The sequence below is a fragment of the Zunongwangia profunda SM-A87 genome (assembly GCF_000023465.1).
Taxonomy (GTDB): domain Bacteria; phylum Bacteroidota; class Bacteroidia; order Flavobacteriales; family Flavobacteriaceae; genus Zunongwangia; species Zunongwangia profunda.
The window spans coordinates 3,000,723-3,017,031 of sequence record NC_014041.1 but is presented as its reverse complement, the minus strand read 5'-3'; the positions used below and the strand labels follow the sequence as shown (position 1 = coordinate 3,017,031).

The 16,309-nt window shown below is 37.1% G+C and carries 13 protein-coding genes; all 13 read left to right on the top strand.

Annotated features, from left to right (window positions below; translation table 11 throughout):
• The first annotated feature begins 570 nt into the window (after nucleotides 1–570).
• The 13 genes from ZPR_RS13315 to ZPR_RS13255 all read left to right on the top strand — a co-directional run bounded on the left by ZPR_RS13315 (nucleotide 571) and on the right by ZPR_RS13255 (nucleotide 16,162).
• Nucleotides 571–1,197: a response regulator transcription factor gene (locus ZPR_RS13315; RefSeq protein WP_013072222.1), complete on the top strand. Its 627-nt coding sequence runs from the start codon at nucleotides 571–573 to the stop codon at nucleotides 1,195–1,197.
• 86 nt (nucleotides 1,198–1,283) lie between these two features.
• Entirely contained in the window at nucleotides 1,284–2,804 is a 1,521-nt protein-coding gene (locus ZPR_RS13310; RefSeq protein WP_013072221.1) for a bifunctional GNAT family N-acetyltransferase/carbon-nitrogen hydrolase family protein, read from the top strand.
• Nucleotides 2,805–3,339: 535 nt separating this feature from the next.
• Nucleotides 3,340–5,013, top strand: coding sequence for a dihydroxy-acid dehydratase (gene ilvD, locus ZPR_RS13305; RefSeq protein ID WP_041578925.1), 1,674 nt, complete (start codon nucleotides 3,340–3,342; stop codon nucleotides 5,011–5,013).
• 11 nt (nucleotides 5,014–5,024) lie between these two features.
• Complete coding sequence (gene ilvB / locus ZPR_RS13300; RefSeq protein ID WP_013072219.1) at nucleotides 5,025–6,758, top strand: biosynthetic-type acetolactate synthase large subunit; 1,734 nt, start codon at nucleotides 5,025–5,027, stop codon at nucleotides 6,756–6,758.
• Nucleotides 6,758–7,297 (top strand): acetolactate synthase small subunit, encoded by a 540-nt coding sequence (gene ilvN, locus ZPR_RS13295; protein ID WP_013072218.1) that lies wholly within the window; start codon nucleotides 6,758–6,760, stop codon nucleotides 7,295–7,297. The genes ilvB and ilvN overlap by 1 nt, the downstream gene beginning before the upstream one ends.
• Complete coding sequence (ilvC, locus tag ZPR_RS13290) at nucleotides 7,294–8,769, top strand: ketol-acid reductoisomerase (RefSeq protein WP_041578924.1); 1,476 nt, start codon at nucleotides 7,294–7,296, stop codon at nucleotides 8,767–8,769. Before ilvN ends, ilvC begins: the two co-directional genes overlap by 4 nt.
• 3 nt (nucleotides 8,770–8,772) lie before the next feature.
• Complete coding sequence (gene ilvA / locus ZPR_RS13285) at nucleotides 8,773–10,041, top strand: threonine ammonia-lyase IlvA (protein WP_013072216.1); 1,269 nt, start codon at nucleotides 8,773–8,775, stop codon at nucleotides 10,039–10,041.
• Between the two features lie 389 nt (nucleotides 10,042–10,430).
• On the top strand, nucleotides 10,431–11,060 hold the full coding sequence (locus tag ZPR_RS13280) for a GNAT family N-acetyltransferase (protein WP_013072215.1): 630 nt from the start codon (nucleotides 10,431–10,433) through the stop codon (nucleotides 11,058–11,060).
• A gap of 15 nt (nucleotides 11,061–11,075) precedes the next feature.
• Nucleotides 11,076–12,257, top strand: a complete 1,182-nt coding sequence (locus tag ZPR_RS13275) for an argininosuccinate synthase (protein ID WP_013072214.1) — start codon at nucleotides 11,076–11,078, stop codon at nucleotides 12,255–12,257.
• 14 nt (nucleotides 12,258–12,271) lie between these two features.
• Nucleotides 12,272–13,234, top strand: coding sequence for an N-acetyl-gamma-glutamyl-phosphate reductase (gene argC / locus ZPR_RS13270; protein WP_013072213.1), 963 nt, complete (start codon nucleotides 12,272–12,274; stop codon nucleotides 13,232–13,234).
• Nucleotides 13,235–13,258: 24 nt separating this feature from the next.
• Complete coding sequence (proC, locus tag ZPR_RS13265) at nucleotides 13,259–14,053, top strand: pyrroline-5-carboxylate reductase (RefSeq protein WP_013072212.1); 795 nt, start codon at nucleotides 13,259–13,261, stop codon at nucleotides 14,051–14,053.
• Nucleotides 14,054–14,055: 2 nt separating this feature from the next.
• Nucleotides 14,056–15,192, top strand: coding sequence for an aspartate aminotransferase family protein (locus tag ZPR_RS13260; protein ID WP_013072211.1), 1,137 nt, complete (start codon nucleotides 14,056–14,058; stop codon nucleotides 15,190–15,192).
• Nucleotides 15,193–15,214: 22 nt separating this feature from the next.
• Nucleotides 15,215–16,162, top strand: a complete 948-nt coding sequence (locus ZPR_RS13255; protein ID WP_013072210.1) for an N-acetylornithine carbamoyltransferase — start codon at nucleotides 15,215–15,217, stop codon at nucleotides 16,160–16,162.
• Nucleotides 16,163–16,309: the final 147 nt, after the last annotated feature.

The following is a 16,309-nucleotide window of genomic DNA, read 5'->3' as shown; positions in this document are numbered from 1 at the left end:
AATTGTTTGTATACAGAACGAAAGGTATTTGGGATACAGGAAATTCTTCAAGTAATCTTTATACGTAAGCCTCAAGAAATTATTTTGATTCATATTGATTCATAGTGTGAAGACTTACAGCAATTATATATGCTATATTTTTTTACTGAACAGAAATTAATAATTGAAAACCATTTTATTATAACGGGGTAGTGTTCTTTTAAATCTTTAAACAGTAACGTTATATGCTATCAATGAGTAAAAAAATCGGTAATCTTATTAAAACCAATTTTGATAGATAGTAACGAATATGTGTGTGAGATATTAAAAATTCTAGTCTAATAAGCCTTTAGATTTATGGCAATTCCTTAATTAGCGGTAAGCTGTATTATAAAATAATTTTTAGGTTCAGTGTATTGAAAGTTAGTTGTTTGAATGAATTTTAAGGGTGTTTTGAATATAAACCATGAATAGTGAATTATTATTTTAAAAGGAAAATAGGATGATTGAAGAGGCAATTTAATATAGAATTTTTTCCTGCTCCAGGAACTTCTCTATCTTTGCTATATCCAAAATAATCTAATCAATCAAATGACGAAATCGATAATAATAGTCGATGACCATGTACTTTTTTCGCAATCTTTAAAAGGATTAGTCGATTCTTTTGATGGCTATCGGGTTAAAGCAGTATATGGAAATGGAAAGGAACTTCAGGGTAATTTAAAAAAAATGGATTTACGTCCAGATCTTATTTTATTAGATGTACGTATGCCGTTAATGGATGGATTACAAACCATGCAGTGGCTTAAACAGGAGTTTCCCAAACAGAAGGCTGTGGCATTAACCATGGAAAATGACGAAGAAACCCTTTTAAAAATGATAAGCTTTGGATGCAGGGGGTACTTACTTAAAGATATTGACCCAGATCGATTTAAAGCAGCTTTGGATAGTGTTATAGAAACCGGTTACTGCTTTGAGAAGGAATTAATACAGGAACTAGGCAAAAAAACATCAGCCAAGGAACAATTTTCAGAGCGGGAAATTGAATTTTTACAATATGTCTGTACAGAGATGACGTATAAAGAGATAGCTGCAAAAATGAGTCTTAGTCCAAAAACAATTGATGGTTACAGGGAGAATCTTTTTACTAAACTCCAAATTAGAAGTAGAGTAGGTCTTGCTGTTTACGCCATTAAAAATAATTATTGCACCATCTAATATTGCCTGTTTTTAGCTTCTTTTTTTGAAAATCTAATTTTTTAGATAGTATCTTCGTTTTCAGAATTAAACACGGTTTATAGAAGATGGAGACACCTACAATAGAACTTAGAAATTTAAAAGTTCAGGATTATAAGGAACTTAAGGTTTCGATGATAAAAAGTTATAGTGGTATGCCCGATGATTATTGGAGCGCTGCTGAAATAAAAACCCTGGTCAAAAAATTTCCAGACGGGCAGTTTTGCATTGTGATCGATAATAAAATTGCCGGTTGTGCCCTTTCTATCATTGTAGACTATGATAAATTTGATGATAATCATACTTATGATGATATTATTGGTGGAGAAAACTTTTCCACCCATACTAAAAATGGTGATGTTCTTTATGGTATAGATGTCTTTATCCATCCGGAGTATAGAGGGAAACGTTTAGGGCGGCGGCTTTATGAAGCGCGTAAAGAATTATGTGAACAGCTAAATTTGAAATCTATAATATTTGGCGGTAGAATCCCCAATTTTGCCAAATATGCAAATGAACTTACTCCTAAAAAGTATATCGATAAAGTTAAGTTGCAGGAAATTCATGATCCTGTGCTATCATTTCAGCTTTCTAATGATTTCCACGTTAAAAAGGTAATTAAAGGATACCTTTCTGGCGATCATGAAAGTAAAGAATACGCAGTTTTGATGGAATGGAACAATATTTATTATACCAAACCTCAAAAATTAATAGAAAGTACTAAAACCGTTGTACGCTTAGGTTTGGTGCAATGGCAGATGCGTTTATTTAAGAATTTTGATGCTTTGGTATCGCAAATCGAGTTTTTTGTAGATGCGGTTAGTGATTATCAAAGTGATTTTATTCTTTTTCCTGAACTGTTCAATGCTCCGCTTATGGCAGAGTTTAATCATTTAAATGAAGCTGAAGCCATTAGAGGGCTTTCCACCTATACCGATAAATTATTGGAAACGTTTATCGATTTCGCCATTAATTATAATATTAACATCATCACCGGAAGTATGCCACAGGTGATTGGAGAGCATATGTATAATGTAGGTTTTTTATGTCGTCGTGATGGAAGTTATGAGCGGTACGAAAAATTACATATAACTCCTGCTGAAGAATCTGCATGGGGCATGAAAGGCGGTACGAAGTTGCAAACCTTTGATACTGATTGTGGTAAAATAGGTGTTTTAATTTGCTATGATGTGGAATTTCCAGAGCTTCCAAGGTTATTAGCAGAAGAAGGAATGAACATCTTGTTTGTGCCTTTTATGACCGATACGCAAAATGGGTATTCCAGAGTGCGGATTTGTGCACAATCCAGGGCGGTAGAAAATGAGTGCTATGTGGCCATTGCGGGATCAGTAGGAAATCTGCCAAAAGTAAATAATATGGATATTCAGTATTCGCAAAGTGCCGTGCTCACTCCGTCTGATTTTGCTTTTCCTGTTAATGGAGTAAAAGCAGAAGCTACACCAAATACTGAAAGTACGCTACTCGCTGATGTAGATCTGGACTTACTGAAAGAGTTGCATAATTTTGGGAGTGTACGAAATTTAAAAGATCGCAGAAAAGATTTATATTCTATAAAGCTAAAAAAATAACCTAAATTTTATGTAATCAGAAAATTATTATTAAGTTTACGTGATAATCGAGATTAAAATCTCGAATATAAATAAGGTTCTAATAAATGTCTCATAGGTTTGCCCTAAGGGAAGTCGTTTACTTATGAATTTAGGAAAACAATACATTATCTCTTCAATTATTAAGGTCATTTTCATTTGGAAAACCTGGCCCTAGAGAGGATATGTATGATATATAACGTATAAGCCATCTTTAGGGATGGCTTTTTTTATGCCTTGTAGCTAAATTCAGGAAATAAGGATCTTTGAAAAGCTGCCGTATTCCTTTTAAAAATGAAGGTATTTTAAGGATAATAATGAGGTTAATGTTAAATCAGTAAAAAATTAAATGTTTTTTGATAGTTTCAGCAGTCGTAAAAAAGAAGAGTTTAATTTTCTGTAAATCAATGTTTTGCACTCTTAAATATGTCGTTGAAAACAATTAAGGAATCTTAGCTAAAAAACAGAGGCATTTTGAAGGCGGTAATTTTATTTAACGAGAAGAGAAAAATTAGTAATGAATAACAAGTATAGTAGTATTTTAACTCAGAGTGATTCTCAACCGGGATCACAGGCCATGCTTCACGCCATTGGCTTAACTAAAGAAGATTTTAAAAAACCATTTGTTGGAATTGCAAGTACAGGATACGAGGGTAACCCTTGCAACATGCATCTAAACGATCTTGCAAAACTGGTAAAAGAAGGAACGCTTTCTGCAGATCTTGTGGGATTAATTTTCAATACTATCGGGGTAAGTGACGGTATTTCTATGGGAACTCCAGGGATGCGTTTTTCCCTTCCTTCACGTGATATTATAGCAGATTCTATGGAAACTGTTGTAAATGCCATGTCTTATGACGGTTTGGTAACTGTGGTAGGTTGTGATAAAAATATGCCAGGTGCATTAATGGCGATGCTGCGTTTAAACAGACCTTCAGTTTTAGTGTATGGCGGTACAATCGCTTCAGGTTGTCATAATGGAAAAAAACTGGATGTAGTTTCGGCTTTTGAGGCCTGGGGAGCTAAAGTAAGTGGCGATATCGATCAGGACGAATATGACAATGTGATCGAGAAAGCCTGTCCTGGTGCGGGAGCCTGTGGAGGTATGTATACTGCAAATACAATGGCTTCAGCTATAGAGACGCTGGGAATGTCTTTACCGTATAATAGCTCTAATCCCGCCGTAGGCGAAGAGAAAAAAGCAGAAAGTGTAAAAGCCGGTGAGGTGATGAAACTGCTTATAGAAAAAGATTTAAAACCAAGAGATATTGTAACCAAAAAATCGCTGGAGAATGCGATAAGGTTACTTACGCTTCTTGGTGGTTCTACCAATGCAGTACTACACTTTTTGGCGATTGCCCGTTCAGCAGAAATCGAATTGGGTATAGAAGAGTTTGGAAAAATTGTAGATAGTACACCGTTCCTGGCCAATCTAAAGCCAAGCGGTAAATATGCTATGGAAGATATTCATAGAATTGGTGGAATTCCTGCCGTTCAGAAATTCATGTTGAAACATGGTCTGCTTCATGGTGACTGTATGACCATTACCGGAAAAACCTTGGCAGAAAACCTAGCTGATGTTCCAGATTTAGAAGAAGGCCAGGATGTTATTTATCCAATTGATCAACCAATTAAAAAAACAGGGCACATCAGGATTCTTCACGGCAATTTAGCAGAAGAAGGTTCTGTTGCAAAAATTACCGGAAAAGAAGGCTTGAGCTTTACAGGAACTGCAAAGGTTTTTGAAAGTGAATATGAGGCTAACGATGGTATCTCTCAAGGAAAAGTGAGGAAAGGTGATGTCGTGGTAATTCGTTACGAAGGGCCAAAAGGAGGTCCTGGAATGCCAGAAATGCTTAAGCCTACTTCAGCAATTATGGGGGCAAAATTAGGTAAAGAGGTAGCTCTAATTACAGATGGGAGATTTTCTGGAGGGACGCATGGTTTTGTAGTGGGGCATATTACTCCTGAAGCCCAGGAAGGCGGAATGATCGCTTTATTAAAAGATGGTGATAAAATTACCATTAGTGCAGAAGACGATTCTATACATGTAGATCTTACTGATGCGGAGATTGAAGAAAGAAGAAAAAACTGGAAAGCACCTGCTTTAAAATTCAGTAAAGGTGTTTTATATAAATATGCGCGAACAGTTTCATCGGCATCTAAAGGATGTGTGACCGATGAGTTTTAAAATGGTGAATTATGGAAGTAAAAACAGCTAGTTTCGAAAAGACATCGGCAGATACTTCAATGACTGTTTCTGGAGCAGAAGCAGTAATTAAGTGTTTGTTAGAGGAAGGCGTAGAAACGATTTATGGTTACCCGGGTGGGGCTATTATGCCGGTGTATGATGAATTATACAAATACCAGGATAAAATTCACCACGTCCTTACCAGACATGAGCAGGGAGCTACTCACGCTGCACAAGGCTATGCCCGCGTAAGTGGTAAAGTAGGAGTTGCGGTAGCAACCTCTGGTCCTGGTGCGACTAATTTAGTTACAGGAATTGCAGATGCTCAAATAGATTCTACACCCTTAGTGTGTATTACGGGGCAGGTAGGTTCTCATTTGTTAGGTAGTGATGCTTTTCAGGAAACCGATATTGTAGGGATTTCTACCCCTATTACAAAATGGAACTATCAGGTAACCAAAGCCGAAGAAATTCCTGAGGTGATCGCGAAAGCATTTTATATTGCAAAATCGGGACGTCCTGGCCCTGTTTTAGTAGATATTACTAAAGATGCGCAATTTGCTTCCCTGGAGTTCAATTATAAAAAATGTAGCGGAATTCGCAGTTATAAACCCAACCCAGAGGTGAATTTGCTTCAGGTTGAAAAAGCAGCCGAGGCAATTAATTCAGCTAAAAAACCAATGATCGTTTTTGGTCAGGGGGTAATCCTTGGTGGTGCAGAGGAGCTATTTAAAGAATTTGTAGAGAAAACCGGTATTCCTGCAGCATGGACGATCTTAGGCCTTTCGGCTTTGCCTACAAAACATCCTTTAAATGTTGGTATGGTAGGTATGCACGGTAATTACGGACCAAATGTCCTTACCAACGAATGTGATGTTTTAATCGCCATAGGGATGCGTTTTGATGATCGTGTGACCGGTAATTTAGATCATTATGCAAAGCAGGCTAAAGTGGTGCATTTAGAAATTGATCCTGCAGAGATCAATAAGAATGTTTATGCCGATTTTCCAGTTTTAGGAAACGTAAAGGAAACGCTTAAAATATTAATGGAACTTGTACAGCCCAAATCTCATAAAGAATGGCATAACAGGTTTAAAGAATTATATAAAACTGAATATGAGAAAGTAATCAGCGGAAATCTGGATGTTAATAAGCCAGATTTAGGAATGGCTGAGGTTATTCAGGAAATCAATATAAATACTAAAGGCAATGCGGTTATCGTTTCAGATGTTGGTCAGCATCAAATGGCAGCCTGTAGATATTCAGATTTTACGCAAACCAGAAGTAACGTAACCAGTGGTGGTTTAGGAACTATGGGGTTTGCATTGCCAGCCGCTATTGGAGCAAAGATGGGAAGTCCTAAGCGCGAAGTCGTAGCTATTATTGGTGATGGTGGGTATCAAATGACCATTCAGGAATTAGGTACCATTTTTCAAACTAAAGTTCCGGTTAAAATCGTGGTTTTAAATAATGGATTTTTAGGAATGGTACGACAATGGCAACAATTATTCTTTGATAGAAGATATGCTTCTACAGAAATGACAAACCCAGATTTTGTTACCATAGCCAAAGGATACCATATAGAAGCAAACCGGGTTACAGATCGTTCGCAACTTAAGGATGCCGTAAAAACAATGATTGATCACGATGGCCCATATTTCCTTGAAGTGAAGGTAGAACAGGAAGAAAATGTTTTCCCTATGGTACCAACAGGGGCATCAGTTTCAGATATAATTTTAGAGTAATGGAAAAGAAAAATTTCACAGTTTCGATATATACTGAAAATAATTTAGGACTGTTAAGCCGAATTGCGGCCATCTTCCTAAAGAGACATATTAATATAGAAAGTATTACCGCTTCGCCAAGTGAGGTGCCGGAGGTAATGCGGTTTATAATTGTAGTTGAAGTTACTGAAGAGCAGATCAAGAAAATTGTAGGACAGATCGAAAAGCAAATTGAAGTGATTAAAGCTTTTTATCATACCGCAGAAGAAATGATCTATCAGGAAACAGCTTTATACAAAATCAAATCTTCAGAATTCTTGGACGATTTAAATGTGCAGGCTTTTATTAAGGCAACCAATGCGCGTATAGTTACCGTTACCCCAAAATTCTTTGTGATTGAAAAAACCGGTAAACGCAGTGAGGTAGATGAACTTTACGAAACTTTAAAACCTTACGGTTTAATGCAGTTTGTACGTTCGGGCACCATTGCGGTAACCAAAAATGAAATGCCAATAACAGGAATCTTAGAAAAATTTAATACAACAAATTCAATATCATGACAAACTATTTTAACAGCCTTTCTTTACGAGAAAAATTAGCCCAACTGGGGACTTGCAGGTTCATGGAGCTAGATGAGTTTAGTGATGGAGTGGCTGCATTAAAAGATAAAAAAATAGTTATTGTAGGATGTGGATCTCAAGGTCTTAATCAGGGATTAAACATGAGAGATAGCGGTCTTGATATTTCTTACGCGCTACGCGATGGAGCGATTAAAGAAAAAAGGCAGTCTTACAAAAATGCAACTGAAAACAATTTTACAGTTGGTACTTACGAAGAGTTAATTCCATCAGCAGATTTGGTGATTAATCTTACTCCAGATAAGCAACATACCGGCGTAATTAAAGCTATTATGCCACATATTAAAAAAGACGGGGTGCTTTCGTATTCTCATGGTTTTAATATTGTTGAAGAAGGAATGCAAATTAGAGAGGATATTACTGTAATTATGGTAGCTCCTAAGTGTCCCGGTAGTGAGGTAAGAGAGGAATATAAAAGAGGTTTTGGTGTACCAACACTAATTGCTGTGCATCCAGAAAATGATCATTTAGGTATTGGCCTGGAGTGGGCTAAAGCTTATGCTTATGGTACCGGTGGTCATAAAGCGGGAGTACTTCAATCTTCTTTTGTAGCTGAAGTTAAATCTGATTTAATGGGAGAACAAACCATTCTTTGTGGATTGCTTCAAACAGGATCGATCTTAAGCTTTGATAAAATGGTGGCTGATGGTGTTTCACCTGATTATGCGGCCAAGCTTATTCAGTATGGATGGGAAACGATTACTGAAGCACTTAAGCACGGTGGTATCACTAATATGATGGATCGTCTTTCTAATCCTGCAAAGATCAAAGCTTTTGAAATTTCAGAAGAATTAAAAGAGATTATGCGTCCGCTTTTCCAGAAACATATGGACGATATTATTTCTGGGGAGTTTAGCTCCAGAATGATGAGAGACTGGTCGAATGACGATAAAGAATTATTAGAGTGGAGAGCCGCTACCGGAGAAACTGCTTTTGAAAAAACCGAAGCTTCAGAAGAAGAAATTTCAGAACAGGAATATTTCGATAAAGGTGTGCTAATGGTTGCTATGGTAAAATCTGGTGTAGAACTGGCCTTTGAAACCATGGTAGAAGCAGGTATTATTGCAGAATCTGCGTATTATGAATCATTGCACGAAACTCCGCTTATCGCCAATACCATTGCCAGAAAGAAATTATTTGAAATGAACAGAATTATTTCGGATACGGCAGAATATGGTTGCTACCTTTTTGATCATTCTTGTAAGCCACTTATCAAAGATTACGTGAATGGCTTGGATAAAGATTTTATAGGTCATGCTTATGGAACTGAGGAAACCGGAGTTGATAATCTTGAATTGATTGCTGTAAATGACGCACTAAGACAGCATCCTGTAGAAATAGTAGGAGCAAAGCTTAGAAAAGCCATGACTGCAATGAAAAGAATACATGAATAATTGATGGATACTGCATTGGCACAAATATATAAACCGAGTATAGAAGCTGTTAAACAGGCCTCTGAAAGAATATCTAAAGTTGTTGTATACACGCCTTTAGCTGAATCGTTTACGTACAGCAATCGATTTGGAGCAAATATTATGCTTAAAAGGGAAGATTTACAACAAGTACGTTCTTATAAAATTCGTGGAGCGTACAATAAGATTTCCAGTTTGCCCAAAGACCAGCTAGAGAAAGGGGTGATTTGTGCCAGTGCGGGTAACCATGCGCAAGGGGTGGCTTTTGCCTGCAACAAACTAAAAGCCAAAGGTGTGATTTATATGCCAAGCACCACACCCAGTCAAAAAGTAGCGCAAACTAAAATGTTTGGGGGTGAATGGGTAGAAGTTGCTTTAGAAGGGGATACTTTTGATGATTCCTTTAAAAGCGCCATGATTAGGGCAGGTGAGGAGGATCTTGTTTTTATCCATCCTTTTGATGATGAAAAGGTGATTGAAGGCCAGGCAACTATTGGTCTAGAGATTTTAGAGCAAGCCAGGGAACCTATAGATTATGTATTTGCACCTCTTGGAGGCGGAGGATTATTGGCCGGAGTTTCTTCGGTTTTTAAAGAATTATCTCCAAAAACAAAGATTATTGGTGTAGAGCCGAAAGGAGCTCCATCAATGTCGGCTTCCCTCAAAGAAGGAAAGCTGGTAGAGCTAGAGCAGATCGAACGTTTTGTAGATGGAGCAGCAGTACAAAAAGTAGGCAGTCGGAATTTTGAAATTTGTAAACAAAATTTAGATCAAATGGTCACGATTCCTGAAGGTAAAATTTGCCAGACTATTCTGGATCTTTACAATCAGGACGCTATTGTGGTAGAACCTGCCGGGGCTATGTCTATTTCGGTTTTAGATTTTTTTGCTGAGGAAATAAAGGGCAAAAATGTAGTTTGTATTGTAAGCGGGAGTAATAACGATATTACCCGTACTGCAGAAATCAAAGAACGGGCACTACTATATGCTGGTTTAAAACATTATTTTGTAGTTACATTTCCACAACGTGCCGGTGCTTTGCGGGAATTTTTGGATAAAGTATTAGGCCCTACAGACGATATTACCCATTTTGAATATTCCAAAAAGCACGAAAGGGAAAACGGTCCTGCAGTGGTAGGGATAGAACTTAAAGATAAATCTGACTTTGAGCCCCTGATAAACAGGATGAAAGAGCGCAATTTTTATGGTAGATACCTTAATGATACGCCAGATTTATTTCAATTCATTATTTGATCAAAAAAGTCTTTGTAAATCCGTTTATAAAATCTATATTTACATTGTGAATACACAAAGTCAAATAATATTAACTAATAATCGATACCCTGTGCGCTGCATAAGGTAATGCTTATATAATCTTCTTATTAATATTATTTGAAACTTTTATTTTGAAAAAATCACTGAACATACAACAAATATTAGAAAGCCTTATACAAGGTTTACAGGATTGGATCGCTCTTTTTAACAGGCCATCAACTCCTGCTGTTGTACTTGTTCCCGTACGCCGCCGTCGTAACCCCCGCACGTAAGTGCGTGTTTAATTTTATGGAACTTAGGTGAGTCCGGTTCCCCTTTCGGTTAGAACTTTCAATTTATTTTTTTCAATCCTAATAATCGTTTAGCAAATGAAGATTGTCATTGCTAATAAATCTCATGCAAAATTTGCTGAGGTTATTTGTACAACTATAGAAGAATCTGCCAAAATTCGTGGTACGGGTATAGCGCGCCGTACACCAGAATACGTAATTACCAAAATGGAGAACGGTAATGCCATTATAGCGCTGGATGGTGATAAATTTGCCGGTTTTTGTTATATCGAAACCTGGAGTCATGAAAAATATGTGGCCAATTCAGGATTAATTGTACATCCCGATTACAGAAATCAGGGGCTGGCAAAAGATATTAAAAAAGCAGTTTTCGATTATTCCAGAAAAAGATATCCAGACGCAAAGATTTTTGGGATTACTACAGGCTTAGCCGTAATGAAAATAAATTACGAGCTAGGTTACCAGCCCGTTACTTTTTCTGAACTTACCGATGATGAAGCTTTTTGGAAAGGTTGCCAAACCTGTAAAAACTACGATATTCTAACCCGTACAGAACGTAAAATGTGTTTGTGTACAGGAATGCTTTACGATCCTGAAAAAAAGAAAAAGGATAGAAAAAAGCATGAGCTGAATGACAAAACTTTTACCCGATTAAAAAATATAAAACAAAGCCTTTTCTATAAAAAGGAAAAAAATAACCTAGATTAAAACTTACCAATAAAAATGAAAAAAGTAGTTATTGCCTACAGCGGCGGATTAGATACTTCATATTGTGCAAAATCATTGTCTAATGAAGGTTTCGAAGTGCATGCAGTAAGCGTGAATACCGGAGGATTCTCTAAAGAAGAAGTTCAAAAAATAGGAGACAATGCCAAGAAAATAGGAGCAACCACCTATAAAAATATCGATGCGGTTTCTTCATTTTATACTAAGGTAGTGAAGTATCTTATTTTTGGTAATGTTTTAAAAAATAACACCTATCCGCTTTCTGTAAGTGCAGAACGTATCGTACAGGCTATTGAGATTATAAATTACGCCAAAGAAATTGGTGCAAAATATATCGCTCATGGTAGTACCGGTGCAGGTAACGACCAGGTTAGATTCGATATGATCTTCCAGATTATTGCTCCTGAAATTGAAATTATTACTCCGATTCGTGATAAACAGTTAAGCCGACAGGAAGAAATTGATTACCTAAAGGAAAACGGAGTAGAAATGAACTGGGAGAAATCTAAATATTCAGTGAATAAAGGACTTTGGGGCACCAGTGTAGGAGGAGCCGAAACTTTAACTTCTAACGAGCCATTACCAGAATCGGCATTTCCATCCCAACTTTCAGAAAAAGAGATAGGTAAAATTAGCTTAAGTTTTACCAAAGGAGAGCTTACCGCTATTAATGATAAAGAGAATTCTCCTGAAAATAATATCCAGATTCTTGAAGAAATCGCTAAAAAATATGCGATTGGTCGGGATATCCACGTTGGAGATACCATCATCGGGATTAAAGGTAGGGTAGGTTTTGAAGCTGCTGCTGCAAGCATTATTATAAAATCACATCATTTGTTAGAAAAACATACGCTTAGTAAATGGCAGTTACAACATAAAGATTATGTAGCGAACTGGTATGGGACACATTTACATGAAGGTCAGTATTTAGATCCTGTAATGCGTGATTTTGAAGCTTTATTGCAAAGTTCTCAGGAAAGGGTAACCGGTAAAGTGTTTGTTAGCCTACATCCGTACCGATTTGTTTTAGACGGAATTTCTTCAGCTTACGATCTGATGAATAGCAATTTTGGAAATTATGGAGAAGAAAATAAAGCTTGGACCGCAAATGATGCTAAAGGATTTATTAAAATTCTATCCAATGCCGGTAAGATATACCAGTCGGTAGAAAATAACTAAATATTAAGGATATCATGATCAAAGCAGGAATAATCGGCGGAGCAGGATATACGGCAGGGGAACTGGTTAGAATTTTAACCTATCATCCAGATGTTGAACTCGATTTTGTATTTAGTACTTCAAGACCGGGAACACCGGTTGCAGGAGTGCACCAGGATTTAATTGGAGAAATCGATCTATTATTTTCAGGAGAAATCAATACAGAAGTAGATGTAGTGTTTTTATGTCTTGGGCATGGGAATTCGATAAAGTTTTTAGCAGAAAATACATTTTCAGCGAACACAAAAATTGTAGATCTGAGTACTGATTATAGAATGGATGGTAACCATGATTTTGTTTACGGTTTACCTGAATTTAAAAAAGATGCGATCAAAAAAGCGAATTTTATCGCAAACCCGGGGTGTTTTGCAACGGCGATAAGCCTTGCGATTCTTCCACTGGCAAAAGCAAAGAAAGTTGAAGGCGAGTGGCATGTAAATGCAGTTACCGGGGCAACCGGTGCCGGAGTTTCGCTTTCAGCCACAACACATTTTACCTGGAGGGATAACAACTTTTCAGCCTATAAAACTTTTGAGCATCAACATTTAAATGAAATTGGGCAAAGTTTACAATGGCTGCAACCTGAATTAGACATGACCGTAAACTTTATTCCGAATAGAGGAAATTTCTCTCGCGGAATTCATGCCACTGCTTATACGAAGTTCGCCGGTAGCCTGGAAGAAGCAAAAGCAATCTATGAAGAGCAATATAAAGATGCTGCTTTCACCTTTGTGACTGAAGAAAATATCCATTTAAAACAAGTGGTAAACACCAATAAATGTTTGTTGAAATTAGAGAAATTTGGGGATAAATTGTTAATCACCAGTGTAATCGATAATTTATTAAAAGGAGCATCAGGACAGGCCGTACAGAATATGAATTTAATGTTCGGTTTACCGGAAAGTTCAGGATTGCATCTTAAAGCTAGTTATTTCTAGAACCAATTTCTAAAAACTTAAACCATGAAAATAGCGATTATCGGTGCGGGAAATTTAGGAAAGTCTATTGCCAAGGGACTTATCGTAAATAATGCGTTTACCACGCTTTACCTCACCAAAAGAAATACTGAAGCGATTAAATCTTATGAAGAATACTCTAAGGTTACGGTAACTTCAGACAATCAGGAAGCAGTTAAAAATTCAGATATTCTGATTTTTGCGGTACAGCCTCAGCAATTAGAACGAATTTTAGAAGAAATAAAAGATTTGCTTACTGATAAGCATGTGCTTATTTCAACAATAACCGGGTTCAAAATCGATAGAATTGAAGCCATAGTTGGTAAAGATCAGTTTATTATACGTGCCATGCCTAATACAGCGATAGCTGTTGGAAAATCGATGACATGTATGTGTTCTAACGAAAAAGGAGAAAAACGTATCGCTATCGCCGAGGCTATTTTTAATCGCTTAGGAACAAGTATCATTATCAAGGAAAATAAAATGCAGGCCGCAACGGTAATTTGTGCCAGTGGTATTGCTTTTTGGATGCGCTTAATTCGTGCAACCACACAGGGAGCCGTACAACTTGGTTTTGACGCCAAGGATGCACAGCAACTGGCGATGAATACCTGTTTGGGGGCCGCGAGTTTATTGGTGGAATCTGGAAAGCATCCCGAGGAAGAAATTGATAAAGTAACCACACCAAAGGGTTGCACTATCGAAGGATTAAACGAGATGGAACACAATGGGTTAAGTTCTTCTTTAATTAAAGGCTTACAAGCATCTTTCAAAAAAATAAATAACATTTCAGAACAATAAATATGGAGCTTTTTGATGTTTATCCATTATTCGATATCACTCCTGTAAAAGGCGAAGGCACGTATGTTTTCGATAAGGATGGTAAAAAATATCTTGATCTTTACGGCGGGCATGCCGTAATTTCTATAGGACATTCGCATCCTGCTTATGTGAATGCAATTTCTAAACAGGTACGTCAGCTTGGTTTTTATTCAAATTCGATTAAAAATCCGTTGCAAGTCGAACTGGCCGAAAAATTAGGCAAGTTGTCGGGTTGTGAGGAGTATCAGTTGTTTTTATGTAATTCTGGTGCCGAAGCTAACGAGAATGCTTTAAAGTTAGCCTCCTTTGCTACAGGTAAAGAGCGCATAATTTATTTTGAAAATGCGTTTCATGGAAGAACCTCTGGAGTAGTAGCCGTTACCGATAATGAAAGTATTAAAGCGCCGTTTAATAAAGGTCATAAAATAACTAAAATCGCCTTTAATGATGCAGAAACTTTAGCCTCAGAATTGCAAAAAGGAGATGTGGCTGCAGTAATTTTTGAAGTGATTCAGGGTGTTGGAGGTTTAGATGAAGCAACCACGGAATTCTATCAGCAAATTGAAAAATTAGCCAAAGAAAACGGAGCGATGATCATTGCAGACGAAGTTCAGGCTGGTTATGGAAGAACAGGTGACTTTTTCGCTTTTCAGAAGCATAATATTCATCCTGATATTATTTCAATAGCGAAAGGAATGGGAAATGGTTTCCCAATTGGTGGGGTTTTGATCGATAAAAATATCGCTCCAAAATATGGAATGTTGGGAACTACCTTTGGCGGAAATCATCTGGCTTGTGCTGCAGGATTAGCGGTATTGAATATTCTTGAAAAAGAAGAATTGCTGCAGAATGCTTCAGCCATGTTCGATTACGTAAAAGAGCAGGCAAAAGAAATTCCGCAGATAAAAAATATTAAAGGACGCGGATTAATGATTGGTTTAGAATTCGATTTTGAAGTCGCCAGTCTTAGAAAAGATATGTTGTATGTGCATCAAATCTTTACGGGATCTGCCGCCAACAAGAATCTGCTTAGAATTTTACCGCCGCTAAATATCGAAAAGAAACATTTTGATACCTTTTTTAAAGCTTTAAAGATCAGTTTAGCGAACCAAAAATAACCCCTAAAATTAACCAATTTCAATGAAACATTACACAAGCGTTCACGATATCGAAAACCTTGATGAATTAATACAAGAAGCGATTCAGCTTAAAAAAGAAAACTCAGCTGCCACTTTAGGAAAAGGAAAAACCCTTGGCTTGTTGTTTTTTAATTCCAGTTTACGTACGCGTTTAAGTACAGAAAAAGCTGGCCGACTTTTAGGAATGGAAGTGCTTACGATGAATGTTGGTGCAGATGGATGGGCCTTGGAATTTGAAGATGGAGCGGTTATGAATTCGGATAAAGCAGAACATATTAAGGAAGCCGCTGCCGTATTGTCGCAATATTGTGATGTAATTGGTGTGCGTGCTTTTCCTGGGTTAAAAGACAAGGTGAAAGATGAAGAAGAGCAGGTAATTAATGCGTTTAAAAAGTATGCAAGTGTACCTGTGGTAAATTTAGAAAGTTCTACCGGGCATCCGCTACAGGCATTGACAGACGCGATATCGATCACCGAACTAAAGAAGAAAGATAAGCTAAAAGTAGTATTGACCTGGGCTCCACATCCCAAAGCTTTGCCACAATCGGTACCTAATTCTTTTGCTGAAATGATGCAGAAAATGGACGTTGATTTTTGTGTAGCAAACCCTGAGGGTTACGATCTAAGCAACCGGGTTTTAAATGATACCAAAGTATATCATAATCAGGATGAGGCCTTAAAAGATGCCGATTTTGTATATGTCAAGAATTGGAGTAGTTATGAGAAGTACGGTGAAGTATTATCTACCGATTCAAATTGGACATTTTCTAAAGAGAAATTAGCGCTTACCAACGATGCTAAAGTGATGCATTGTTTGCCAGTTAGACGAAATGTGGTAATTTCAGACGAGGTTTTGGATAGTGAAAATTCAGCTGTAATTCATCAGGCAAATAATAGAACTTATGCCGCACAAGCAGTTTTAAAACGAATTTTGGAAAAGCTGGATTAAATGCGGTGATTGGGTGATGCGTTGATTTGATAATGTGCGAATTTGAAACAAGATTTAAGAATCAGGAATCAAGAATATAGAATAGAGACAAGCAAGTATATATGCTGTGATCAGCAAATTTTGAAAGGTTTAAAGCTAAGTGTTGAT

Bases quoted from the DNA above. Each gene is read 5' to 3' on its own strand.
- ZPR_RS13315 (WP_013072222.1), top strand. From the start codon at position 571: ATGACGAAATCGATAATAATAGTCGATGACCATGTACTTTTTTCGCAA.
- ZPR_RS13310 (WP_013072221.1), top strand. From the start codon at position 1,284: ATGGAGACACCTACAATAGAACTTAGAAATTTAAAAGTTCAGGATTAT.
- ilvD (WP_041578925.1), top strand. From the start codon at position 3,340: ATGAATAACAAGTATAGTAGTATTTTAACTCAGAGTGATTCTCAACCG.
- ilvB (WP_013072219.1), top strand. From the start codon at position 5,025: ATGGAAGTAAAAACAGCTAGTTTCGAAAAGACATCGGCAGATACTTCA.
- ilvN (WP_013072218.1), top strand. From the start codon at position 6,758: ATGGAAAAGAAAAATTTCACAGTTTCGATATATACTGAAAATAATTTA.
- ilvC (WP_041578924.1), top strand. From the start codon at position 7,294: ATGACAAACTATTTTAACAGCCTTTCTTTACGAGAAAAATTAGCCCAA.
- ilvA (WP_013072216.1), top strand. From the start codon at position 8,773: ATGGATACTGCATTGGCACAAATATATAAACCGAGTATAGAAGCTGTT.
- ZPR_RS13280 (WP_013072215.1), top strand. From the start codon at position 10,431: ATGAAGATTGTCATTGCTAATAAATCTCATGCAAAATTTGCTGAGGTT.
- ZPR_RS13275 (WP_013072214.1), top strand. From the start codon at position 11,076: ATGAAAAAAGTAGTTATTGCCTACAGCGGCGGATTAGATACTTCATAT.
- argC (WP_013072213.1), top strand. From the start codon at position 12,272: ATGATCAAAGCAGGAATAATCGGCGGAGCAGGATATACGGCAGGGGAA.
- proC (WP_013072212.1), top strand. From the start codon at position 13,259: ATGAAAATAGCGATTATCGGTGCGGGAAATTTAGGAAAGTCTATTGCC.
- ZPR_RS13260 (WP_013072211.1), top strand. From the start codon at position 14,056: ATGGAGCTTTTTGATGTTTATCCATTATTCGATATCACTCCTGTAAAA.
- ZPR_RS13255 (WP_013072210.1), top strand. From the start codon at position 15,215: ATGAAACATTACACAAGCGTTCACGATATCGAAAACCTTGATGAATTA.